The 25,306-nt window shown below is 40.7% G+C and carries 22 protein-coding genes and 1 riboswitch; of the genes, 6 read left to right on the top strand and 16 right to left on the bottom strand.

Features of this window, described 5'->3' with window-relative positions:
• Positions 1-1,396: 1,396 nt before the first annotated feature.
• The 5 genes from SOM16_RS21485 to SOM16_RS21465 all read left to right on the top strand — a co-directional run bounded on the left by SOM16_RS21485 (position 1,397) and on the right by SOM16_RS21465 (position 11,116).
• Positions 1,397-4,303 carry an exo-beta-1,4-galactosidase gene (locus tag SOM16_RS21485; RefSeq protein WP_320466054.1) on the top strand — a complete coding sequence of 969 codons (2,907 nt, stop codon included), beginning with the start codon at positions 1,397-1,399 and terminating at the stop codon, positions 4,301-4,303.
• A 29-nt stretch (positions 4,304-4,332) separates the two neighbouring features.
• Entirely contained in the window at positions 4,333-5,457 is a 1,125-nt protein-coding gene (locus SOM16_RS21480) for a glycoside hydrolase family 88 protein (protein WP_320466053.1), read from the top strand.
• A 7-nt stretch (positions 5,458-5,464) separates the two neighbouring features.
• Positions 5,465-7,912, top strand: coding sequence for a glycoside hydrolase family 31 protein (locus SOM16_RS21475; protein WP_320466052.1), 2,448 nt, complete (start codon positions 5,465-5,467; stop codon positions 7,910-7,912).
• Between the two features lie 118 nt (positions 7,913-8,030).
• Positions 8,031-8,339 (top strand): L-rhamnose mutarotase, encoded by a 309-nt coding sequence (rhaM, locus tag SOM16_RS21470; protein ID WP_320466051.1) that lies wholly within the window; start codon positions 8,031-8,033, stop codon positions 8,337-8,339.
• An 11-nt stretch (positions 8,340-8,350) separates the two neighbouring features.
• Complete coding sequence (locus SOM16_RS21465; protein WP_320466050.1) at positions 8,351-11,116, top strand: glycosyl hydrolase; 2,766 nt, start codon at positions 8,351-8,353, stop codon at positions 11,114-11,116.
• A 152-nt stretch (positions 11,117-11,268) separates the two neighbouring features.
• Here SOM16_RS21465 and SOM16_RS21460 read toward each other — a convergent pair whose 3' ends face one another.
• The 10 genes from SOM16_RS21460 to SOM16_RS21415 form a co-directional block, all read right to left on the bottom strand.
• Positions 11,269-12,564, bottom strand: a complete 1,296-nt coding sequence (locus SOM16_RS21460; protein ID WP_320466049.1) for an ectonucleotide pyrophosphatase/phosphodiesterase — start codon at positions 12,562-12,564, stop codon at positions 11,269-11,271.
• A 423-nt stretch (positions 12,565-12,987) separates the two neighbouring features.
• Positions 12,988-13,824, bottom strand: a complete 837-nt coding sequence (gene thiD, locus SOM16_RS21455; RefSeq protein WP_320466048.1) for a bifunctional hydroxymethylpyrimidine kinase/phosphomethylpyrimidine kinase — start codon at positions 13,822-13,824, stop codon at positions 12,988-12,990.
• On the bottom strand, positions 13,821-14,873 hold the full coding sequence (locus tag SOM16_RS21450) for a HesA/MoeB/ThiF family protein (protein ID WP_320466047.1): 1,053 nt from the start codon (positions 14,871-14,873) through the stop codon (positions 13,821-13,823). Before SOM16_RS21450 ends, thiD begins: the two co-directional genes overlap by 4 nt.
• Before the next feature lie 9 nt (positions 14,874-14,882).
• Positions 14,883-15,995, bottom strand: a complete 1,113-nt coding sequence (gene thiH, locus SOM16_RS21445) for a 2-iminoacetate synthase ThiH (protein WP_320466046.1) — start codon at positions 15,993-15,995, stop codon at positions 14,883-14,885.
• Positions 15,988-16,755 carry a thiazole synthase gene (locus SOM16_RS21440; RefSeq protein WP_320466045.1) on the bottom strand — a complete coding sequence of 256 codons (768 nt, stop codon included), beginning with the start codon at positions 16,753-16,755 and terminating at the stop codon, positions 15,988-15,990. The genes thiH and SOM16_RS21440 overlap by 8 nt, the downstream gene beginning before the upstream one ends.
• A gap of 1 nt (position 16,756) precedes the next feature.
• Positions 16,757-17,401: a thiamine phosphate synthase gene (locus SOM16_RS21435; protein ID WP_320466044.1), complete on the bottom strand. Its 645-nt coding sequence runs from the start codon at positions 17,399-17,401 to the stop codon at positions 16,757-16,759.
• Positions 17,398-18,006, bottom strand: coding sequence for a thiamine phosphate synthase (locus tag SOM16_RS21430; RefSeq protein WP_320466043.1), 609 nt, complete (start codon positions 18,004-18,006; stop codon positions 17,398-17,400). Before SOM16_RS21430 ends, SOM16_RS21435 begins: the two co-directional genes overlap by 4 nt.
• The gene (gene thiC, locus SOM16_RS21425; protein ID WP_320466042.1) at positions 18,006-19,889 is read right to left on the bottom strand and encodes a phosphomethylpyrimidine synthase ThiC; all 1,884 of its coding nucleotides are present in this window, start codon (positions 19,887-19,889) and stop codon (positions 18,006-18,008) included. Before thiC ends, SOM16_RS21430 begins: the two co-directional genes overlap by 1 nt.
• 17 nt (positions 19,890-19,906) lie before the next feature.
• Positions 19,907-20,110, bottom strand: a complete 204-nt coding sequence (thiS, locus tag SOM16_RS21420) for a sulfur carrier protein ThiS (protein WP_320466041.1) — start codon at positions 20,108-20,110, stop codon at positions 19,907-19,909.
• Between the two features lie 70 nt (positions 20,111-20,180).
• Positions 20,181-20,273: riboswitch (TPP riboswitch) on the bottom strand.
• Positions 20,274-20,475: 202 nt separating this feature from the next.
• A complete protein-coding gene (locus tag SOM16_RS21415; RefSeq protein ID WP_320466040.1) occupies positions 20,476-20,952 on the bottom strand; it encodes a MarR family winged helix-turn-helix transcriptional regulator in 477 nt (158 codons plus the stop codon).
• Positions 20,953-21,076: 124 nt separating this feature from the next.
• Here SOM16_RS21415 and SOM16_RS21410 point away from each other — a divergent pair, with 124 nt between their 5' ends.
• Entirely contained in the window at positions 21,077-21,307 is a 231-nt protein-coding gene (locus SOM16_RS21410; RefSeq protein ID WP_320466039.1) for a hypothetical protein, read from the top strand.
• A 94-nt stretch (positions 21,308-21,401) separates the two neighbouring features.
• Here the strand turns inward: SOM16_RS21410 and SOM16_RS21405 are convergent, their stop codons facing one another.
• The 6 genes from SOM16_RS21405 to SOM16_RS21380 all read right to left on the bottom strand — a co-directional run bounded on the left by SOM16_RS21405 (position 21,402) and on the right by SOM16_RS21380 (position 25,281).
• Positions 21,402-21,887: a DUF2589 domain-containing protein gene (locus SOM16_RS21405; RefSeq protein WP_320466038.1), complete on the bottom strand. Its 486-nt coding sequence runs from the start codon at positions 21,885-21,887 to the stop codon at positions 21,402-21,404.
• Between the two features lie 23 nt (positions 21,888-21,910).
• On the bottom strand, positions 21,911-22,114 hold the full coding sequence (locus tag SOM16_RS21400) for a hypothetical protein (RefSeq protein ID WP_320466037.1): 204 nt from the start codon (positions 22,112-22,114) through the stop codon (positions 21,911-21,913).
• Between the two features lie 10 nt (positions 22,115-22,124).
• Positions 22,125-22,814, bottom strand: coding sequence for a DUF2589 domain-containing protein (locus tag SOM16_RS21395; RefSeq protein WP_320466036.1), 690 nt, complete (start codon positions 22,812-22,814; stop codon positions 22,125-22,127).
• 63 nt (positions 22,815-22,877) lie between these two features.
• Positions 22,878-23,660, bottom strand: a complete 783-nt coding sequence (locus SOM16_RS21390) for a DUF2589 domain-containing protein (RefSeq protein WP_320466035.1) — start codon at positions 23,658-23,660, stop codon at positions 22,878-22,880.
• A gap of 77 nt (positions 23,661-23,737) precedes the next feature.
• Complete coding sequence (locus tag SOM16_RS21385) at positions 23,738-24,580, bottom strand: GH25 family lysozyme (protein WP_320466034.1); 843 nt, start codon at positions 24,578-24,580, stop codon at positions 23,738-23,740.
• Between the two features lie 44 nt (positions 24,581-24,624).
• Positions 24,625-25,281, bottom strand: a complete 657-nt coding sequence (locus SOM16_RS21380) for a hypothetical protein (protein WP_320466033.1) — start codon at positions 25,279-25,281, stop codon at positions 24,625-24,627.
• Between the last annotated feature and the right edge of the window lie 25 nt (positions 25,282-25,306).

Below are 25,306 nucleotides of genomic sequence, written 5' to 3'. Positions count from 1 at the left end.
CATTATGTACCCAAAAATTTGTTAGGCCGATTTAAGTAGAACGAAGATACATTGCTTAGGCTTAGCTGGATGGAAATGCGATAGTTGGAGGAGTTCTTTTAAACTTATTGATCTATGTCACACCAACCAGCCTAATTTTGTCTCATTAATCAATTAATTATCTAATTTGTAAGCATGAAGGCTGGTTCCCGCAGATTTAAGTGATCATTGCGGATTTTTACTATCGCCTCTGCGGAAATCCTTTGAATCTGCGGGAACACTATTTAAACAATTACAGTTGCCATTAATCTACTGGTTGTTGTTGCGCCAACCAGCCAAAATTTTATGTTAATTCCATAATTAATGGCTCACCAACCATTACAGATACTTTTAATGATGTAAACATATTCTAAAATGAGATCACTTTTCTTGTCTTAGCCAGACGGGCTTTTTTCTTTTGGCAGCAAAAGAAACAAAACTGTCGGCTGAAAATTTTTGTATTAAAGTTAGTGCTTTGGCCCGGTCATTATGTACCCAAAAATTTGTTAGGCCGATTTAAGTAGAACGAAGATACATTGCTTAGGCTTAGCTGGATGGAAATGCGATAGTTGGAGGAGTTCTTTGTAACCCATTGATCTACTGTTTGGTGTCACGCCAACCAGCCTAATTTTATCTCATTAATCAGTTAATTGTCTAATTATAGTTATTAAGGCTGGTTCCCGCAGATTACAGTGATCATCGCAGATTTTTACTATTCGCCTTTGCGGAAATCCTTTGAATCTGAGGGAACACTATTTAAATAATTACAGTTGCCATTGATGTACTGGTTGGTGTCATACCAACCAGCCAAAATTTTGTCTCACTAATCAGTTAATTTTCTAATGTGTAAGCATAAAGGCTGGTTCCCGCAGATTACATTGATCATCGCGGATTTTAACTATTCGCCTCTGCGGAAATCCTTTGAATCTGCGGGAACACTATTTAAACAATTACAGTTGAAATTAATCTATTTAATTGGTGTCATACCAACGAGTCAAAATAGGCTTAGCTAGATAGAAATGCAATAGATGGAGCGTTTCTTTTTCCATCATTTCCTTGGCCAGGATGCATGGTGGCCATAGCAGGGTTCGTCTATCGTTGTCATTTTTAACTTGACTCAAGATTTTAGCAAGATAGGTGCTGAACTAAATTCAGCATGACGATCTGGTAAATTTTAAAAATAAATACAGTTATCTGCAACTTCGATTCTCTACCGTCGCAAATATTTTACAGTAGCTATAAACCTAATCTAAACGATTTTAGGCAATCGATTTCCTTTTTGCAGGACACTACAGGTTGCCTAAGTATATTTTTAAGCTTATAATAGTGGCTTTAACCAAATATTAAGAGTGCCTTAGCATTCAATTCGTTTAAAAATATGTATATAAAAATATTATCATTTACCAGGTGGATAGTTTCATCACTTTGTCTTCTTGCTATTTTTTCTACCACTTCCTTTGCCCAAACTATTTCCCTGAAAGGTAAATGGAGATTTAAAATTGATGCCAATGATGAAGGTATTCAGGCAAAATGGTATTCATCGGCTTTGCCAGAAACCATTAATTTACCTGGTTCTATGGCTGAAAATCTAAAAGGTGATGACATCACTTTAAAAACAAAATGGACAGGTAGTATCTATGATAGCTCATACTTTTTTCACCCACGGTTAGAAAAATACCGCAAGCCTGGAAACCTGAAGATCCCGTTTTGGTTAACTCCCGCTAAACATTATACTGGTGCGGCTTGGTATCAAAAAGATTTGGAAATCCCTGCCAGCTGGAAAGGTGAGCGTGTAGTGCTATCTTTAGAATATCCACATTCAGAAACACGTGTTTGGATTGATGATATAGAAATCGGTACGCAATTTACCTTCGTTGTGGCGCAGCATTTTGAATTGCCCAAAAACCTCAAACCCGGAAAACATACCATCACACTTCTTATTGATAATCGGATTAAGGCCATTAATGTTGGTCAGGATTCGCATAGTTTAACCGATCATACCCAGGGCAACTGGAATGGAGTAGTTGGTAAAATGTTTCTTCAGGCGGGTTCACCGGTTTATTTTGAAGACATTCAGGTATATCCTGATTTAAAAAGAAAGTCGGCGAAGATAAAAATCGAATTGAAGGCTGATGCGAATCTGTCTTCAGCGGGAAAAATCACCATATCAGCCAAAAGCTTTAATACAAAAAATAGTATCCAGGTGAGGCCGATAACTGTTCCTTATGAAATAAAAAATGGATCCGGTGTTTTGGAAATCGATTTGCCTATGGGTGATAAAATCGCCATGTGGGATGAATTTGATCCTGCACTGTATCGTCTAACAGCTGTTTTATCAGCAAAGGATGGAAGAAAAGACGAAAAACAAGTTCAGTTTGGGATGCGTGAGTTTAAAGCTGTTGGCAGAAGTTTTGAAATTAACGGTCGCCGGGTATTTTTGCGCGGAACGGTGAATAATTGTGAGTTTCCCTTAACGGGCTATCCGGCTATGGATGTTGCCGCATGGGAGAGAATTTTTAAAATTTCCAAGGCACACGGATTGAATCACATGCGTTTCCATTCCTGGTGCCCGCCAGAAGCTGCTTTTATTGCAGCAGATTTAACAGGGTTCTATCTTCAACCAGAAGGACCAAGTTGGGCGAATCATGGGTCATCTATTGGTGATGGCAAACCTATTGATCAGTTTATTTATGACGAAACCAATCGCATGACTAAAAACTATGGTAATTATGCTTCCTTCTGTATGATGGCTTATGGCAATGAGCCTCGGGGCAGACAAGTAGAATATTTAACCAAATTTAATAATTATTGGAAGGCAAAAGATTCCAGAAGACTTTATACCGGAGCCTCCGTTGGCGGTAGCTGGCCGGTAATTCCAAACAACGAATTTATGGTTCGTGCAGGGGCAAGGGGTTTAGATTGGGGTAAAAAACCAGAAAGTTTCTCTACCTATGCGAAGCAGATTGAACAATTTACCGTTCCTTTTGTAGCCCATGAAATGGGCCAGTATTGCGTTTTTCCAAATTTTGAGGAAATGAAAAAATATACCGGTGTTTACCGGGCCAGGAATTTCGAAATGTTTCAGGAAGACTTAGCTGATCATGATATGGCCGATCAGGCGAAAGATTTCTTAATGGCATCGGGCAAATTGCAGGCATTATGTTATAAAAATGAAATTGAGAAAGCATTAAGAACACCAAATTATAATGGCTTTCAACTACTTTCCTTAAATGATTATCCCGGGCAGGGAACTGCTCTGGTTGGCGTTTTAGACGCTTTTTGGGACGAAAAAGGTTACATCACCGCAAAAGAATTTAAACGGTTTTCTAATAGCACTGTCCCATTGCTTAAGGTTCCGAAATTTGTATACACCAATAATGAAAGCCTTGATGCATCGGTTGAAGTGGCCCATTTTGGCCAGGCGCCATTAACGAATGCAACAATTTCTTGGCGCATTAAAGACGCAGCGGGAGGGGTTTTAGGACAAGGGACATTCGATCAAAAATCTTTGCCCATTGGCAATTGTATTCAAATAGGTGATATTCATTTTGCATTAAATCCGATTAAAAAGGCTACCCAATTAAATTTAGAAGTATCCATTAATGGAACTGAATTTGCCAACGATTGGAATTTCTGGGTTTATCCTGCAACACTTCCGAAAGCTAAAGCAGATTTTTATTATACCGAAAACTTAGATGATCAGGCCAGAAAGATCCTGGATGAAGGTGGGAATGTGTTTCTAAACGCTGCAGGAAAGGTGGTAAAAGGAAAAGAAGTGGTGCAAACATTTTTACCCGTTTTCTGGAATACTTCCTGGTTTAAAATGCGTCCGCCGCACACTTTAGGAATTCTTTGTGATCCGAAAAATCCGGCACTCGCTAACTTCCCTACAGAAAGCCATAGCAATATGCAATGGTGGGAAATTGTAAATAAAGCGCAAACCATGAATCTCGAAGATTTTCCAAAAGGCTTTAAACCCATCATTCAACCGATTGATACCTGGTTTTTAAACCGTAAACTGGCCCTGGTTTTAGAAGCTAAAGTGGGTAAAGGAAAGCTGTTGGTTTCCAGTGCTAATCTTTCTCCGGCTCTGAATGAATCACCAGCTGCGCAACAGCTTTACTATAGCTTAGCACAATACATGATGTCAGAAAATTTTAATCCTGAATACGATGTGGCTTTTAGTACAGTGAAAGATGTCTTTGAAAGTCCGTCGAAACTTCAGTTCGATACCTTTACGAAAGATAGTCCGGATGAATTAAAGCCAAAACCAAAAACGAATTAATACACGCAAATATTAACCATACCATTGTAATGAAGAAATTTATAATCTGCTCTACCTTAGCGATCAGCCTGTTTTCGCAGGTGCTTTTTGCTCAGAAACTTCCAAAGAAGAAAGCGGTATTGAAAGTGTTAAAATCCACAAATGCCTATTTTATGAACAAGTGGCCGGATGCGGGGAAATCAATCATAACCAATAGGGAAAGGCCGAGTAACATCTGGACCAGGGCCGTTTATTATGAAGGCCTGATGAGTTTATACCAGATTCATCCCGATAAGGAATATTATGATTATGCCGTTCAATGGGGTGAAAAACACCAGTGGGGTTTAAGAAATGGCGTTAGAACGCGTAATGGCGATGATCAGGCTTGCGGACAAACTTATATTGATTTATATAATATTGATAAAAAGCCAGAACGCATCAGAGATATCAAAGCCTCAATGGATCTGATGATTTTATCAAATAAAGTGAGCGACTGGACCTGGATTGATGCTTTACAAATGGCGATGCCTGTTTTTGCGAAATTGGGAAAAGTATATAATGATACCACTTATTACAGTTACATGTATAAAATGTACCTGCATAGCAAAAATGTAGAAGGCGGAGGTTTGTACAATGCTAAAGATGGCCTTTGGTGGAGGGATAAAGATTTTGTTCCCCCTTATAAGGAGCCAAATGGCGAAGACTGTTATTGGTCGCGTGGAAACGGATGGGTAGTTGCTGCATTTGCTCGTGTATTGGAAACCATGCCTAAAGATGCAGTTGGTTATGATGAATATCTGAAAACTTACCGGGAGATGATTAAAGCTTTGGTGCCTTTGCAACGTGCTGACGGATTCTGGAATGTAAGTTTGCACGATCCCAATCATTTCGGCGGAAAGGAAACATCCGGAACGGCTTTGTTCGTTTATGGCATGGCCTGGGGCATAAACCAGGGAATCTTAGATAAAGCCACTTATCTTCCGGTTATTATAAAAGCATGGAATGGCATGGCTAAAGACGCTGTTCATAAAAACGGATTTTTAGGTTACCTACAAGGAACAGGAAAAGAACCAAAAGATGGGCAACCAGTAAGTTACACCAGTATGCCCGATTTTGAAGATTATGGTTTAGGTTGTTTTTTGCTTGCTGGAACAGAAGTTTATAAATTGAAATAAAATCATCATGTTGAATAAATTTTTGGCTTTTGTGTTGCTGTTATGGTCATCGGCTGCTTTTTCTCAAACCATTGGCGATTATAAGTCTGGTTTTAAAAGGCAGGGTAATGCCATCTCGTTTACCACTACAGAAGGCGAGGTAAAACTTGACTTATGCACACCAGAAATGTTCAGAATCAGAACCAGCTGGACCAAAAAGTTCGAGCCAAATGAAAACCTGATGGTGATTAAATACGACTGGCAAAACGTAACGGCTAAGGTGGAAGAAAAGAAAGATCAATTTATATTGACCACTGCCAGGCTGATTATTAAAATAAATAAGATACCGTTTAAAGTTGATGTTTTCAATTCAAAAGGGAAATTGCTTACCTCTGAAACCAATGGCTCCATTACTAAAGAAAATACAAAGGTTGGGGTAACTAAAAAGCTTCAGGCTGATGAACATTTTTTTGGTTTTGGTGAGCGGATGGATTTCATGGATCGTCGATTTAAAAAAGTAACTTTAAACGTAGGGCGTGGGAAGGGTTTGCCTCATGCAATAGGCGCCTACAATATCCTGGAAGCGAATTATTGCCCTGTTCCATTTTTTATGAGCACTAAGGGTTATGGTATTTTCTTTCATAATTCTTTCGCCACAGCGTGGGATATGGGCGCAAGCAATAAAGACCAATATCGTTTTACGGCAGCAGATGGAGAATTGGATTATTACTTCATGTATGGTCCAACTTTTCCGGCTATTCTAAATTCATACACCTCCATTACGGGCAAATCACCAATGTTGCCACAGTTTGCTTTAGGTTTGCATGCAGGTACGTATAGCGGTGGCACCTGGGGGCATGAAGAAAAAACGTCCGATCAATATGTGGTTGAACTGGCCAGAAAATATAGAACTTTGGGTATTCCGGTCGACTTGCTTTGGTTAGATTCTACTTGGAGGTTATTTGGCGAGATTGGTGGTAAAGGCGCTACCTCGTTTGAATGGAGGGAAACTTTTAAAGATCCGAAAGGGATGTTCGATAGCATTTATGCCATGAATTATAAAATGGTTGGCTTGCACCTTCGTCCGCGGTTTGACAATGCAAAAAAGCTGAATCTACTTGATCAGGCACGCGCCAAAGGTTACACTTACCCGGAAAACGGGAAACCCGGAGAATTTGTGAATTTCTTTGACGAAAAAGCAACGCAATGGTGGTGGGATAACGGTGTAATGCGTGTGGCGAAATTGGGTGCTAAATTCTTAAAAACTGACGAGGGAAGTGCGTTTGGGGCTTTAGCCAATGAAAGTGAAAAGGTGGGGCCGACTGGAAAACAAGCAGAACGTTTACACAATCTTTTTCCAATAGCTTATGCCAAGGCACCATTTTTAGAATTTGAAAAGTTTAATGGTTTCAGAGGGTTGAATCAAACCCGGGAAGGTTACTCCGGCATTCAGCGTTATCCCTATATTTTTGCCGGCGACTGGCCAAGCGAATGGCAGTATTTTGCGCCGGTAATAAAAGCAGGTTTAAATGTGGGTATCTCCGGTGTGGGCTCCTGGGCACATTGCATGGGTGGTTTTGAGCATCAGGCAGATCCGGAATTGTATATCCGTTGGGTGCAATTTGGCATGTTTAGTCCGATTGCCCTGGTGTTTGGCATGGATCACCCCGGGTATAAGGAGCCCTGGAATTATGGGGAAGACGCGCTTAGAAATTTTAAGAAATACGATCTTTTACGTTACAGATTATTTCCATACCTCTACACCAGTATGCACCAGCAATACGAAACTGGTTTGCCCATGATGAGGGCTTTGGTATTGAACCACCAGGATGATGAGAATGTATATGAGATTGGCGATCAATATCTATTCGGTGATCACCTGATGGTGGCACCTGTAACAACAAAAGGCGCTGTTACACGTTCGGTTTATTTACCGGAAGGCTTGTGGTTTAATTACTGGACGGGTGAAGAATATGAAGGTAAAAGTTATCGCCATGTGGTGGCGCCACTGGATACGATTCCTCTTTTTGTAAAGGCCGGAACGATTATCCCCATGCAACCTGAAATGATCTACACTGGCGAAAAACCTGTTGATGTGATTACACTGGATGTTTATCCACATGGTGAATCTAATTACGATCTTTATGAAGACGATAATCTTACTTCAAATTACAAGACCGGAAATTTTGCTGTTACGAAAATTACTTCATCATTAAGTGATGGTGGTTTAGTATTAAAAATAGCGAAACCAGCTGGTGCATTTAAACCGACAGCTCATCAATACTTAGCGAAAATTCATTGGAAGAAAGGTATCATACCAGCTACTATTACAGAAAATAATAATCAATTAAAAGATATAGGAAGTATAGAAAAGTTAGATAAAGATGCAGGCTGGTATTACGACAAGAAAAGCAAGGTGCTTTGGGTAAAAACTGTGGGAAGTAATAGTGGGGATATTGTTATTAGCGTAAAATAGTTCGGTAGATGAACCTGTTGATCTAATTTCCGGTTAGCGACCAACCAACAGAAAACAATACTATTAATTTGCTAAGCCGAATTAACCATTGTGTATCTAAAAAATTTAAAGAGAACAAATGAAAATTGCCTTCAAAATGAAACTTAAACCAGGTTTCGAGCAGGAATATAAAAAGCGTCACGATGAGATCTGGCCAGAACTTTCTTTGTTGCTGAAAGAGAACGGTGTAAGCGATTACTCTATTTTCTTAGATGAAGAAACCAGCACTTTATTTGCCGTGCAGCAACAAAATGGAAACTCTTCTCAAGACCTGGGAAGTACAGCCATCGTGCAAAAATGGTGGGCTTATATGGCAGATATTATGGAAACAAACCCTGATCAATCACCCACATCACAACCATTAAAACTGGTTTTTCATTTAGATTAATAATGATGCAAATGAAACGATTCTTCGCGCTCCTACTAATTGGACTTTCCAGTTTCCATGTAGCTACAGCACAGTTACCTATCAAAAGAATGGTCTCCTGGCCGAAAATTGAACGTCAGATGAAACCCTGGACAAGGTGGTGGTGGATGGGGAACGCAGTAAACGACAAGAATCTCGATTTCGTTTTGCAAAAATATGCATCTGCTGGTTTAGGTGGTGTAGAGATCACGCCCATTTATGGTGCTGTTGGTTTTGAAAAACAATATTTGCAATTTCTTTCGCCAGCCTGGATGGACGCACTTCATCACACCGTGAAAAAAGCAAATATATTAGGTATGGGGGTTGATATGAACACGGGTACGGGCTGGCCGTTTGGTGGTCCGCAGATTACACCTGAATTTGCTGCCACAAAACTCATTATCCAGGATTATAAGCTCAACGCTGGCGAAAAACTAACCGAACCGATCAAGGTTGAAGAAGCAAAGCAGGATTTTGCTCAGCTCCAGGCCATAACCGCTTACGGGCCAAATGGAGAAACAGAAGATTTGCTTCCATCGCTTCAAAAAAATGGGGTACTATCATGGTCGCCCAAATCTGGTGTTTGGAATATTTATGCTGCTTTTGCCGGAAAAACCAGGCAAATGGTTAAGCGTGCTGCGCCGGGTGGGGAGGGTTTTACTCTTAATCACCTGGATAAAAAATCAGTTGATGTTTATCTGAAAAGATTTACAGATTCTTTTAATCACAAACCTCAGGGAATAAGATCGTTTTTTAATGATAGCTATGAAGTTTATGGTGCCACCTGGACGCCAGCTTTTTTTTCAGCATTTAAACAAAACAGGGGCTATGATCTTTCTAAGCACCTGAAGGATTTAGCAAGCAAGGATTCTACAAATGAAAATATCGCCCGCTTAAAATCAGATTACCGCGAAACGATGGATGAACTCTTGCTTAATAATTTTACTAAAAACTGGACAAGCTGGGCGCATGGGTTAAAATCACTTACCAAGAATCAATCGCATGGGTCTCCGGGTAACCTGCTCGATCTTTATGGAGCGGTAGACATCCCTGAAACGGAAACATTTGGCTCCAGCGCCTTTGATATAAAGGGTTTACGCAGGGAGGCTACAGACATCAGAAATGTAGATCCAGATCCGATGATGAGTAAGTTTGCTTCCTCAGCCGCGCATACCAATGGTAAAACCTTGGTGTCTTCAGAAACTTTCACCTGGCTTACCGAGCATTTCAAAACGTCGTACTCGCAATGTAAACCAGAAGCCGAAGAATTGTTTTTATCCGGAATCAATCACATTTTTTATCACGGCACTACGAATTCCCCTCAAGATATTCCCTGGCCGGGATGGTTGTTTTATGCATCTGTAGAAATGAATCCAAATAATAGTTTATGGCCACACGCTCAAGGCTTAAATAATTATATCGCCCGTTGCCAATCCATTCTACAATCCGGAAAAGCAGACAATGAGTTGCTTATTTACTGGCCGGTTTATGATGTTTGGAATAAAGCTAAGGGCCTGGATATGGCATTAAAAGTACATGATGTAGATGAATGGCTGCATCCAACACCTTTTTACAAATTAGCTAAAGATTTATCAAAAGCTGGTTATGCCTTCGATTTTGCTTCTGATCGTTTGTTGAGTAGCACTAAAAGCACCAATAATTTATTAAAAACCGCAGAAAATGCTTCGCCTTATAAAGTGTTAATTATCCCTGCAAGTAAGCTAATGAGTCTGGAAACATTGGAACATATTGTTGAGTTGGCCAGAAATGGTGCAACGATAATTTTTCAGGAATTGCCGCAAGATGTTCCAGGTTTAAACGATCTGGAAAATAGAAGGGTGAAACTAAAATCGATGTTGGCTAAGTTTGGCTTTGCCGATGGTGGAAAGGATGTTTCTACCTTCAAAACGGGTAAAGGCGAAATCATTTTATCAGGTGATATCCAGGAAGCACTTGTTCAGCGTAATATCAACAGGGAAACCCTTACCGATTCGGGATTAAAATTCATCAGAAGAAAGGGTAATAATGAAACGTTTTATTACCTGGTTAATCACACTGGAAAAGATATTGATACTTATTTGCCGCTAAACGCAATGGGCAAAGCGGTTATTCTCGATCCACAAAGTGGCTTAATTGGTTCAGCTACAATGCAAGACAATAAAGTGCGTGTGCAAATTAAATCTGGTGAAACACTTTTTCTAAATCTATCTAAAACGCAGTTGCAAAATGCCAAATGGAGTTACCTGAATAAAGCTTCTACGGCAATTAGATTGAATAATCCCTGGTCTTTGCATTTTACAGCAGGTGGACCAGAACTTCCAGCTGATCAGAAATTAGACAAATTAATATCCTGGACGGAGTTGAAAGATCCAAAACTGGTTGCTTTTTCGGGTACAGGCGTATATACCACGAACTTTAACTTATCTGCTAAATCGGCTAAAGAGTATATTTTAAACCTTAATCAGGTTGATGAAAGTGCCAGGGTTTGGGTTAACGGACAAGAGGTTGGTATTTTATGGAGTATTCCGTTCCAGGCGCGGATTGGCCAGTACTTAAAGGCTGGGAACAATACCATTAAAGTGGAGGTGGTTAATTTAATGGCTAACCGGATTCGCGATATGGATTTAAAGAAGATTCAGTGGAGAAATTATCATGAAATTAATTTTGTAAATATAGACTACAAACCTTTTGATGCTTCAAAATGGGGTGTTATGCCTTCAGGTTTGATTGGGCCGGTAACGATTACGCCGTATAATTAAATTAAAGATTCCAAATCAATAACATTTTTGTAAAACTGATTATTGTTGAATGTGGATCATTTCTGCCTGCTGCGCTGGCTTGCATAGGCTGGCGCAGCCCGGGCTATTCCCTTTTCCATGTTGGGAAAGGCGTCTTTAGGCGGATAAGGGCTTTACTGTTTCGAGTCTCGTGTATCTTTCAGAATAGGTTTTAGCACTTCTATCTTACCATCTATTTCATGTTGATAGGGAAGACCTAAAATTTCAGTGATTAGTGGATAAACGTTTACATTTTCGAATGATGGAATTTTTAAATGCTTTTTGAATGCTGGTCCCCAGGCAATAAATGTAGCATGCATGTCTTTCACCTGTAGTGGGTCGAAACCATGGTACCCCATTCCAGGCTTGCGGCTAGAAAATACCTTCGGCCATTCAGGTACTAAAAGAATGTCGCCAATGCGGTTTAAACGATCATCACTAGCATTATAATGAAAGTGTGCGGGCATTTCAGTTTTTAGATAGGCCTTATAATCGGTACCTTCCTGGCGCTTCAAGGTTTCATATAATGGCCTGATTTCTTGTTTATTCTTCGCATGAATATCCATCATCGTGCCTGAAGAAGCAATGACGTATTTGGCAGTATCAATGGCCTTTGGCGTGGCAATAGGCTGATCCCGGTCTACGGCGGTCATGCCATGATCAGAAACAAAAATATAATTTACGGGAAGGCCTAGCGGCTTAATGGCTTTGGTAAGCTGATTAATTACAGCATCCACCATCTTTACTGCTTCTTGAGTTTGAGGAGCATCGGGGCCATAAGTATGGCCTGCATGATCTGGCTCTGAAAGATAGAACGTAATTAAATGCGGCCTTTTTTCTTCAGGCAGGGTCAGCCAGTTTTTGATAATCTCAATTCTTTTATCTACGCTGATCTGTTCGTTATAAGTGTAATAATAGCTAGGGCGAATGCCTTTAATCGCGGCCTCAGATCCTACCCAAAACATGCTTGCAGATATCATATTTTGTTCTTCTGCCAATACCCATAGCGGTACACCACCATACCACTGGCCATCTCTTACTTTCGATTTTGAGCTCATCGAATACTTTTCGCCCGTGCGCTCATCCAGAAAAGTATTGTTTACCAAACCGTGGTGCGAAGGATACATACCTGTTACGATGGTATAATGATTGGGGAAAGTTACGGATGGAAAACTCGGAATCATCGATTCTGCCCATACTCCATTTGTTCTAAGCTTCAATAAGTTATCTGCATGATAACGGCTGGCATAATCATATCGAAAGCCATCTGCCGAGATCAGAATGACATAGGGTTTTTTGAGCTGGTTAGCGGCATTCTGTCGACCTGAAACAATATGTTCGCTGGTATCAGTTTGTGCAAAAACACTGCTGGTGGCAATAAATAAAATAATGATCAGGAGAAACGGAAAGGTATAGTGATTTTTCTTCATTTGTATAGCTGGGGATAAATTACAACTCTTAACGAAACGGCTTTAACATCTCGATATTGGTCTTTACTTATCCAAATTATATTAATTCTATTGTGTCGCATGACTTTTATGTCAGCTGCATTTTCATAGCAAGCCACGAATATTGCGCGCCAAATGTACTCATTCTTAAAATTAAAGGCAGCCAATTTATGTTATGTCTATGTGAATTTTACCACTTTGATATAAATGGCTTGGTACCTGTATAAATTTTGAGGAATGAAAATCAGCCGAGAAGTTCGGGTAGCCTTTGTGATGGGGAATACTAAGAGAATTAAATGTATTGTCATCAAAGCTTGCGAAATTCTTTATTAAGCATGCCACAGGTAGAGGAGTAAAGACAATAAATTATTATCGAACTTCTTAGGTTTTATTTTTTTTGGCAATCTAAATCAATGCCTTTTTAATCAGATTTTTCGCATCAAAGAAATGGTTTAACGGACCTTTGCCTTCGCCAGTTTTCACATCCTGTCCGGTAACAATTGCTAGCGTCACGTACTGTTTTGCTTTTTCTATCGCCTTCGGTAAATCATTGCCCAAAGCCACAAAAGCAGCAATAGCAGCGGAAAGTGTGCAGCCTGTTCCATGTGTGTTTGGTGTTTGGATGGCTACCGATTTAAATGTCTGGTAATGCCCTTTTATGTCCAGGTATACATCAACAAGATTGGGCCCTTTCATATGACCACCTTTTACCAAAACAGCCTTACACTTCGAATTGCTGATCCTGCTGGCTGCTTGTTTCATATCATCTACGGTCTGGATTTTCATTTCTGCCAGTATCTCAGCTTCATCCAGATTAGGGGTAATCAGGCTTGCCAGCGGAAATAATTCCTGTTGAAAGATGGCGATGGTATCACTTTCAATCAGGCGGTAACCACTGGTTGATACCATTACAGGATCAAAGATAATCGGAACCTCTGGGTAATCCTTTAAGGTTAGGGCAATTGTTCTGGCTAATTCGGGAGAGTAAATCATGCCTATTTTTATGGCAGTTGGTTTAATATCATCCATTACAGCCTTAATTTGAGCTTTTACTATTTCCGGTGGAATCTGATGAATGGCTTTTATCCCTAAAGTATTTTGCACGGTGATGGCTGTAATAGCCGAAGTTCCGTAGCAGCCCAGCGCACTGAATGTTTTAAGGTCGGCCTGTATGCCGGCACCTCCGCCGCTGTCTGAACCAGCAATGGTTAGTACGGAAATATATTGGTGACTTAAATTCATGAGATCAGACCTTTTACACTGAAGATTTCACCATTGAAAAGTGGCTTGGCTATATTTACAGCCATTTTACTTCGTTGTCCTGTTTGGCAAATGAATACCAGTTTTTTATCCAGCTGGAATGATGAAATATATTCACCAAGATCGTAAAGCGGGATATTTTCGCCACCAATATTGTATTCTTCAAATTCATAATTTTCCCTTACATCTACCAAATGTATTTTTTCGGGTGTTTCTGCCATCCAGGTTTTTAAAACCTCAACCGAAATTTCAGTGCCAGCGTTTTCTGTGAATTTTTGTTCAGTTACTTTTGGTTGCTGCGTGTACTGGTTTTGGTGGGTAACTTTAAATATGCTTAGGCTATTGTCTAATGCGTTTAGGGTGAGTAGTTTACCAGAAAGCGTTTCGCCAATCTCACAAATTATCTTTATTGCTTCATTGGCCATGTAAGTGCCAATCATTCCAGGTAAGATACCAATCACACCAATTTCAGCGCAATTTGGAACTTCATTTTCTGCAGGCGCTTCTGGAAAAATATCGCGATAGTTTGGCCCTTGCTGATGATTAAAAACCGAAACCTGTCCTTCAAACTTAAAGATAGAACCAAAAATGAGTGTTTTGCCAAGCAATACACAGGTATCATTCACCAGGTATCTGGTCGGGAAATTATCCGATCCATCTATAACCAAATCATATGGAGCTATTAGTCTTGCCGCATTGTCCGTGGTAATCCTTTCCTGATGGGAGATGATGTTTACGAACGGATTAAGCTGTTGGAGCTTTTGCTTAGCTATGGCTACCTTTGGTTCACCAACATCTGCCAGGGAATATAAAATCTGGCGATGCAGGTTACTCACATCGACCACATCATCATCAACAATTCCAATCGTTCCTGCGCCGGCGGCTACCAGGTATTGTAAAACAGGGCAGCCTAAACCTCCTGCACCAATCATCAGCACTTTAGCCACTTTCAACTTTTCCTGCCCGATAATTCCCAGCTCCGGAAGAATGAGTTGGCGGTTATATTGTTTTAATTCTTCTTTGGTAAGCATCTTTGTTATTTAAGCTAAGCAATTGTCCCAATCTTTCCATACGGCTTCATAACCTTGTGCCGCAATTAAATGAGCAATTTCGGAAGGACTACGTTCATCGCTGATTTCAAATTGTTCCAGCGATTCTGGCGCCACCACATAGCCGCCCGGATTGGTTTTTGAACCCGCGCTAATCGAGGTGATGCCTAATTTAATGATGTTATTTCGGAAAGTTGGCGATTCTCGGGTCGAGATCGACAATTCTACTTCTTCATTAAATAAACGATAAGCACAAATCAATTGAACCAGTTCCCGATCGCTCATTTCAACTTTGGGTTCCAGGCCGCCGCTAAAAGGACGAAGCCTCGGAAATGATAGACTGTATTTACTCTGCCAGTATCTTTTCTCCAGATAATTTAGGTGCAGTGCGGTGAAAAAACAATCGGTGCGCCAATCTTCCAAACCAATTAAGACACCGAGTCCCATTTTGTGGATTCCTGCTTTACCGAGCCGATCTGGTGTTTCTACCCGGTATCTGAAATTTGACTTTTTGCCCTTTGGGTGGTGCTTTTTATAATCTTCCTGGTGGTAGGTTTCCTGGTAAACTAAAACCGTATTTAAGCCATAAGGCGTTAACTGATTATAATCCTCCACATCCATGGGTTGAATTTCCATAGAAATATGGGCAAAATGAGGCCTGATCAGTTCGAGTACTTTTTTGAAATAATCTACGTGAACGTTCAAATTATCTTCTCCGGTAACCAACAAAACATGGTCATAACCCATTTCTTTCAACGCGGCAACTTCCTGCATAATTTCCATTGAACTGAGCGTTTTGCGTTTCACTTTATTATCATAACTGAAACCACAATAAGTGCAAATGTTGTTGCACTCGTTCGATAAATAAAGCGGTACATACATTTGTAGTACTTTGCCAAAACGTTTTTGTGTTAACTGCTGACTAATCACTGCCATTTGTTCCAGGTATGGCGCTGCGGCAGGGGAAATCAAGGCCTTGAAATCTTCTAAAGTTCGTTTTGAAGAAGCCAAGGCGTGTTCTACATCGGCTGTAGTTTTACCATAAATGCTGGCTTTAGTATCATCCCAACTGTAGGTTTCGAAAAGGTCGTTAAAGCTATTCATCTAAAAAGGAGGTTAGGGGACTACTGGCAATGGCATGTGAAACTGGCGAGGCTAACTTCGCTTCGAAGGCCATTCTTCCGGCTTCAACGGCCATTTTGAAGGCTGCGGCCATTTGTACCGGGTTGCTGGAAATTGCAATGGCAGTGTTCACCAATACTGCATCGGCACCGATTTCCATGGCCCAGGCGGCATCAGATGGAGAACCAATTCCTGCATCAATTACCACCGGAACGTTACTTTGACTGATAATGATCTCTAAAAAATCAATCGTTTTCAAACCTTTATTGCTGCCAATTGGAGAACCCAGTGGCATCACTGCGCTTGTACCTGCATCTTCTAAACGCTTGCATAAAACAGGATCGGCATGGATGTATGGCAAAACGATAAAACCTTTTTTGGCTAACTCTTCTGTTGCTTTTAAGGTTTCAATAGGGTCTGGCATCAGGTATTTTGGATCTGGATGGATTTCTAATTTAATCCAGTTGGTTTCCAGTGCTTCACGTGCCAGTTGAGCTGCGAAAACCGCTTCCTTCGCATTTCTTACCCCAGAAGTATTGGGCAGTAAATTAATGTGCGGATATTTCAAACGAATTAATAAATCGTCATCTTCATTGTTCTTAATGTCCACTCTTTTCAAGGCTACTGTAATGAGCTCTGAACCAGATGCCAGCAAGGCTTCTCCCATCAATGCAGAAGAACTGAATTTTCCTGTCCCCGTAAAAAGGCGGGAATTAAATGTTTTATCGGCTATTTGTAACATGTTAAGCTTCTTTTAAGGCGGTATGGTTTACGTATTCATACATCTGGGCTATGGTAGCCGCTGGATTTGCAGCATGGGTGATTGCTCCCGACACCGCAACGCCATATAATCCAAGTTTCATAATTCCCATAATATCTTGAGGTTCTATGCCGCCAATGGCAATAATTGGCGTTTTAATTCCTTTCTGATTTACTTTACTAATGATTTCTGCATAGCCTTCCAAACCCAGAATCGGACTCAACTTTTGCTTGGTTTTTGTAAAACGATAAGGCCCCAGGCCGATATAATCTGCACCTTCTGCCACTCTTTGCTCAATGTGGGTGAAAGTATTTGCGGTGCCACCGATAATCATCTTTGTGCCAACTAAGCTACGCGCTTTTTCTACAGGCATGTCTTCTAAACCCAAGTGAAGGCCGTGTGCACCTGCTTCCAAGGCAATTTCGGGGTGATCATTGACAATTAGTTTAGCGCCATATTCATTACATACGGCCAACGCACTCAAGGCATATTTAAAAATAGTTTCTTTTGGCTCAAATTTAACCCTTAGCTGTATCCATTTGGCACCTGCATCCAGCGCAGCTTTGATGGCCGTTAAATGGGTTCCTTGCTCTGGCTGCTGGGAAATGTAGTGAAGTCTGTTTATCATTCTTTATAACTCTTCGTTAAATCATTTAATTGCTTAAAAATGGTAACCGCTTGTTCAGGATTCTTCCAAATTGCACCCAACACTGCTGCACCATCAAATTTCATTTGCCTGATTTGATTCAGGTTATGCTCGTCGATTCCGCCAAGCGCAATCACTTTTTGTAGGCTATTTACTTTTTTCAAAACGAAGCTTTTTTCCAGTTTGCTTTGGTAACCTGGCTTAGAAATACTGTGAAACACCGGACTAAAAAAAACATAATCAAATGCATTTAAGGAGTTGATTTCAGCTAACTCGTGTACCGAAGTGCTACATAAAAAGCCACTTAAATTTTGGTTAATGAGCGTTTCTTTGCTGGTGTTAAAACGGTGATTTTCTGTGAAATGCAGGCGTTTGGTATTCAAATCATTTGTAAGGTAGTGGTGTTGATGCAGCGCAATAGCTGGGTGGAATGCCGGATCAAGATCTTTCAATAAATCCATGCACTGAATGCCACTCCAACCCGGTTTGCGTAAATGAAAACGGGTCATTCCGGCCTCAAAAAGCTGGTTGATCATTTTCGCTTCATTTGCGATTGTTTCAGGGTTGGAGAGGACAATCAATTCCATTATAAATAAATTTCGCTTCCTTTTTCTGTAAATTCCTTTGATTTTTCAGCCATGCCCTTTGCCATTACATCTTCTTCACCCATGCCATTTTCTTTTGCATATTCCCTAACATCCTGGGTAATTTTCATCGAACAGAAATTTGGTCCGCACATGGAACAGAAATGGGCAATCTTGGCACCCTCTGCAGGGAGTGTTTCATCATGAAATTCTTTCGCGGTATCCGGATCGAGTGAAAGGTTAAACTGATCTTCCCATCTAAATTCAAATCGTGCTTTACTTAATGCGTTGTCGCGGTATTGCGCACCCGGATGCCCCTTGGCTAAATCTGCGGCGTGAGCAGCAATTTTATAGGTAATTACGCCATCCTTCACATCTTTTTTATTTGGTAAGCCTAAGTGCTCTTTCGGAGTGACATAACACAGCATCGCCGTTCCGAACCAACCAATCATCGCCGCACCAATTGCGGAGGTGATGTGATCATAACCAGGAGCAATATCTGTGGTTAGCGGACCTAAGGTGTAAAAAGGCGCCTCAGAACAATGTTGCAATTGTTTCTCCATGTTCTCTTTAATCAGGTGCATCGGCACATGGCCTGGCCCTTCAATAATGGTTTGCACATCATGTTTCCAGGCAATTTTAGTTAATTCGCCAAGCGTTTCCAACTCACCAAACTGTGCCGCATCATTTGCATCTGCAATACAACCCGGGCGCAATCCATCGCCTAAGGAAAAGGAAACATCATACGCTTTCATAATTTCGCAGATTTCCTCAAAATGAGTATATAAGAAATTTTCTTTGTGATGCGCCAGGCACCATTTTGCCATGATTGATCCACCACGCGAAACTATTCCGGTGATGCGTTTGGCTGTTAACGGCACATAGCGTAATAATACCCCTGCATGAATGGTAAAATAATCTACTCCTTGTTCGGCCTGCTCAATCAACGTGTCGCGGAATAATTCCCAGGTAAGGTCTTCGGCCTTGCCATTCACTTTTTCTAAAGCTTGGTAAATCGGTACCGTTCCGATTGGAACAGGTGAATTACGGATAATCCATTCGCGGGTTTCATGAATGTTTTTTCCAGTTGAAAGATCCATAATGGTATCTGCACCCCAACGGCATGCCCAAACTGCTTTTTCTACTTCTTCTTCAATGCTGGAGGTTACGGCAGAATTACCAATATTGGCATTAATTTTTACCAGAAAATTGCGGCCAATAATCATCGGTTCTATTTCCGGGTGATTGATGTTGCATGGAATTACCGCTCGTCCGGCAGCCACTTCCTGTCGAACAAACTCTGGCGTTATAGCACCTTTTGGGGTATTGGCACCAAAGCTGTGGCCCTGATGCTGGTGATTCATAATATCGTGTTGATCTTTAAGTTGTTCCTTTAGCAGATCAATCTGTTGGTTTTCGCGGATGGCAATGTACTCCATCTCTGGGGTGATGATCCCTTTTTTAGCATAATGCATTTGCGATACATTCATCCCGGCTTTGGCCCGAAACGGCTTCGTGGTATGATTAAAGCGGAGGTGGTCAAGGCTTTGATCGTGTAACCGTTGTTGTCCGTAATTTGATGAAATGTAATCCAGTTGCTCCACATCACCTCGATTGGTGATCCATGTTTCGCGAAGGCGGGGTAGGCCTTTTTTAACGTCGATTTCTGCATTTACATCCGTATATGGGCCACTCGTATCGTAAACTGTTACCGGAGCATTAGGTTCTGTTTCGCCAAAACGTCCGTGGATTTTGGTATCGCTTAAAGTAATTTCCCTCATGGCTACCTGGATGTTGTGCAACTGGCCCTGTACAAAAACTTTTTTCGAGGCTGCAAAAGGAGTGGTGGTTAATACCTGGTCTGTCGGAATTTTTTCTTGCTTCATTTTATTGAGATTTATGGTTAGCCGCCTTGTGTGGCTTTAATAATGATGACCTGATCGCCGGGATGAAGAAGGTGGTTCTCCCAGGTATTTCTAGAAATGATAGACTGATTAACAGCCACAGCAATGCCCTTGGATGGCGTATTTAACACATCAGTAATTAAATGCTGCATGGTGCAAACATCGGTAACGTGGTAATTTTGTTGATTTACGGTGATTTCCATTCTGTTTCTAAAAATTTAACTTTTAGGAATGGCCCCGTATGGAGGAAAGAAAAAACAACTTCATCATGCAGGAGTTGTCATCACTTTTCCCTTCGGCAGTACTAACTGCATCAGGTTCAAAGGGTATTATCTCAGTCCGCGAAGGACACCCCTAAAGTTGCGGTAAACTTATAGAAAACTTTTAAGAATAGCCAAATTATTTTTTTATAAGATGGCTTTCTGCTGGAAACCGCTAAAGGAAAAACTGCTTTTTGTAGGGTTTTTGTTTAAAAAAAGGTCTATTCCTTTAAAATTTAAGCATTATTTGCCTGGTGCAGTTTTTTTGAGATGCAAATAGAATTTTTGATTTGTGAGGGTATATTTGATTATTTTTTCTGGAAATTTTCATGGTAAGCCAAAATTTTATTCAAGGCAGTTAGCGTAATTTCTAGTTCTTTAGCACCTACAACTTCACGATAAATATCATTCATTTCCAATACATGACTATTCGTTTGATAAATCAGTTGCTTTCCTTCATTCGTGAGCACAATCACATCACTTCGCTTATCAACTTCGTTAACTTTAGTGGTAATCATGCCCAGCGCCTCAAGTTCTTTAATGGTTCGGCTGATGTTCTGCTTCGGAATCATTGATTTTTTCGAAATTTCAGAGGGTGTACAGCCATCTATACCGATGTTGCAGATTACAGGCCAGTAGGATAGTTTCATATCCTTCCAGTTGGGATCGACATTGGAGTGCGACCAATGATCTAAATGTTTACGGAGGTTAAAAGTCAGTCGTTGCCAATTCCTATCCTGCATCTGCTCGAGTTCCCGTAACTTTTCATCTATGTGCTTTTCCATCAAACAAAAATAAAATAAATATTTAATAATCTTTGATTACTAATTAGTAATAATTGATTACTTTTGCTTTTAGAAAAGCGTAACTAATTATTCCTCTTTTAAACCGAATAAATATCTAAAAAACATGAACAATTACATTACCATCATGTATACCAATATAACAGAAGAAGCAGAATTAAATATTGCTTCAAAATGTTTGAGTGCCTTTGCAGAAATCAGTGAATGGACAATTGATTTTGCAGATTGTGATAAGGTATTGAGAATCTCCTCACAACAAAAAATTGATGAACCCGTATCAAACGCATTTAGAGCAGTGGGATTGATGTGTACCGTTGAGGAAGTGTTTGTCTCGTAAAGCCTGGAATTTACCTGTTATAAATACAGCCAATCTTTTTGATCAGGGCACAAGTGTTTACAATCCCATCAATAGATGCGTTTGAGATCGATTTTTAAACAATTTGTCGTTTGAGGATATCTTCATATCCGGCAACCAGAATTTTGAAACCTTCGGCAGTTTCCTGTGGCGAAAACGTAAACTCCATTCTACCCCAGGCAGTCTTAGGTTTTTTATTAAACATCCCACCCTTAGCATTTCTGTCGGAAAAGTGAAGTTGCAGTTCGCCGTCTATTACTTCCATTTCAAAGCTGGCCGACAACACAGCTTTATCTACCTGGGTGGTAGAAAGTGGCACCAGGGTGATTAATGGAACTGCAATTTCTAAATTTTCAATATTTCCTTCACTGTTCAGGTGTGGGTATTGCAGCGTTACTGATTTCGGTATCATGGTGCTTTTTGCGGCATCACCATCAGTAGCGGGTTCGGTAGATTCTATAAAATATTTGTCTAAAATAGATAAATTTTTATCCATTATGGTGTCGCTGGCGCTGGTGATCGCATTCTGAATGGCCTGTACAAAATTTTTAAAACTGATCATATTCGGTTATTTATTAGCGTGAGTTAATTTTTTATTTTAGAACCAGTTCTCAAATCTTCAATTTTTTGCATGGTTTGTTCTACCATTGGTTTACTTTCACTCGCTAAACCAATGGAAGCGTGGCAATTAGTGCAAACAAACTGAACACCCATTATTAGTTGATTTACATCAAACAGGATGCTGGTATTACAAACAGGGCAAGGTATTTTTTGATCTAAGTTTCTCATGTGAAATTATTTAAGTATTGGTGGTTGGATTTATTGATTTGCTATACAAGTCGATAATGGTGAGTATGCCTTGCGGTAGGGGGAGGGTTGCCGCATTAATATTAACTTTTAATTTACTGGAAAGCTGTTTTTTAGAAGGGCTCTTGCTCTCATTGGCATTACCGTTATTGGGGTCATAACTGATTTTCCCATATAGCTGTGGTTTTTCATCAGTAATATTGTTATTTGATTCGTTATTTAAGGTGCTTGGTTTAGATTTTGTGGCGGTAATTTCCAGATCGAAATCAATGTTCATCTTGTCTACCGCTAACGAATTAAATGGAATAATGGTAAGAAGCGGGAGTTCAAAATAAGTGGTTTGACCTACAATGGCTTCGGGTTTGGCTGGCACTGCAGCTTTGCCCTCACTTGCCAAAACTATTGGCAATACGCCGGGCGCAGAAGCATTTACTGGTGGCTGACCGGGTTGCTCGGGTTGGGGAGGAACAATTACAGCCTTTTTAAGTGCCATCCTGATCATTATTGGCTCGTAATTGTCTCCAACTTTGTTGAAACAATATTCTAAAAAGAACCTGGTTTGACCTTGCGCCATCACCACATTTGCTTTAGAAACCGCAACCAGCGGTGCGCTGATTAGCGATTCAATATCCAGCTCTTTACTAAAATCTGGTTTAAAGGACCCATTATCTATGTTTGGCATGTTTAGCAGATTAATTAAATTCAACAGGCAGCATAAACTGCCTGTTGAACTTATGCGTGAAGTTTATGATGCTCTATCTAAGGTGATTGGTGAGATCGATTGGGAGAATGCTTCTATAATTGTATTCACCCCTTTTGGTAACGGTAACTGCGCAGCATGAACATTAACCGTGTATTTTGCCGAGTTACTTTTTTGATAATGGGTACTATGTGTGGAAGAATCTTTAGAATCATAGCTGGCACTACCCTTAATGGTAACGGAAACGGGTCCCCATCCAATTTTAGCCTCAAAACTGCCCTCGCCTTTACTTTCGCTGGATTTTTCTTCAGACTGATCTTCGGAGAAGCTGGATTTCACTTCCATTTCGAAATTGATGTCAACGGTATCTACAGCCAATGAATTTAGCGGTACAATGGTAAGCAAAGGCAGGTTAAACTGCGTGGTCATGCTTTGGATCGTTGTTGGAACTCCCGGACTACCAACCACAGGTGGGGTTGCCGTTGCATCAGCAGGTACAGCTGGTTGTGCCGGGGTAATTACACCCCTGGTAAGCGACATCACCACCATAACCGGTATGTAATTGTCGTGTGCAGGGACTTCTGGTGAAGCAACCACTTCTGGTGTGGTAATTCTGCCAGTTGTGGGGTCTACTACTGCCGGAGTTCCAGCTGACGCAGCAACTTTTGCTACAGGTGTTTTTGCAAAACAGGTGTCGAGCATAAACTTGGTTTGCGTAAGGGCCATGGCCGCATTAGCTTTTGCGGCAGCATTTAAAGGGCCGCCAATCAGCGCATCCATCGGTAATCCCGAGAATTGCTGCGAAATAGATAATAAATCTGATTCCATAGTTTTAATTGATTAGGTGTGAAAAAATTAGTGAATTTTAAGGTTGGTTTTGCTTAGGTGATATAAATAGAAGATGTTTACGCAGATGCCAGTTTTTTTAAGTCATCCAGACTTCCGTAAAAAATGTTTGTATCTACCCCTGTGGAAATACTCGACAGGCGGCCATTGTCGCCATTTTGCCAAAAAGTATAGGGTGCAAGGTTAGGAATATTCGCTGGTCTGGATGAACTGTACGCCGCTTGCCAGACCAGATATTTTTCAAACCCTGGCGGATTATTCAAGTATTGCTGCCAGAAGGAGGCATTGGTATAAATCATAGGAAGTCTGCCGGTTTTTGTCTCAACAGTTTGAAGCCAGTCTGCAATCAGTGCAATACATTGTTGGCGGTTATTTAAAATATAGGGATTTAACGTTGATGGAACTTGCCACTCGATATCCAATACTGGTGGAAGAATATTATGTTGACTATAATCCACACCACAACTCAGAAAATTATTTGCCTGATCCTGAGCTGTATTCTGAAAAGTTAAAAAATGGTAGCCACCCCTTATAATTCCGGCCTTTGCCAGGTTAACAAAATTACTGCTGAAAGTAGGGTCTTTATACTGGCCACCCTGGCTGGCTTTAGCATAAACAAAGCTTACTTCGCTACCTAACGTATTCCAGTTGATGCTCCCGGTAAAGTGCGAAATATCTATGCCGCTTAAAGTAGGGGTGTTGCTGCCATTTAGTGCAGCTTGAGTGGATGGACCAACAATGCCATCAACGGTTAACTGCTTTTTTTGCTGGAACTGTTTTACGGCGTTTTGGGTTGCGGGCCCAAATACGCCATCAGCTGTAATAGCATAGCCTGCTGAAATAAGTTGCTCTTGCAGCGTTTTTACTTCGGCCCCTTGCGAACCAAGTTGAAGATTATTCATGATATTTAATTTATGTTTAATTAATCCCTGCTTTGCGCCAGGATTTAAGAAAGGTTGTATGGTACTTTTTCTCCGTCGTTATTGTAATTGCAAAGTAGCATAGGAAGCACACGGTTGCAGGTATTGCAAGATTCTACTAACTGGCCTGTAGACCAGGCAGATTTTCCACCAGATTTCCAGAAAATTTCTGCCATATTAATTTTTTTGATTCTTGCTGTGGTAGGGTTGGATTGCGATACCAGATATTGTATGATTTTTTGTCCTGCACATGAACCTACCGGATATTTTGGATCTGGTATGGCTGCCATACCTGTGGTTATGGCGGCAATTGGTGTGCTTAACGAATCCAGTAAAAGCGTTTTGAAATTCGCCGGAGCAACATTATCTCCTACCAATTTAACATCGTTCCCCAGGCCGCCTTGTATAAAGCTCAATATCAAGTTCGCATTTGCTCCGGAAAGGGCGGCGACTTTTACAACCTTTGAGCCGATGGTTGCAATGGCGGCACCAACCATGGTAGCACCAACAGGCAAAACATAGCCTTTGCTTAGCGCCGTTACATAAACTCCATCGAGTTTTTCCTGAAGTTTCTTGGCCAATTGCTCTGTAGCAGTGTCAGAGCTAATTATCGGGATGGCATGGGTATCAATGTTTTTGTTGCAATGCGGACATGGGATGTCTCTTTTGTTTACGTAATTCATATCAGTTTGGTTGGTTGTGAAATAT

This window comes from Pedobacter sp. CFBP9032, assembly GCF_034045265.1.
GTDB lineage: Bacteria > Bacteroidota > Bacteroidia > Sphingobacteriales > Sphingobacteriaceae > Pedobacter.
The sequence above is the reverse complement of the archived record's forward strand: the minus strand, read 5'-3'. Positions and strand labels throughout refer to the sequence as shown.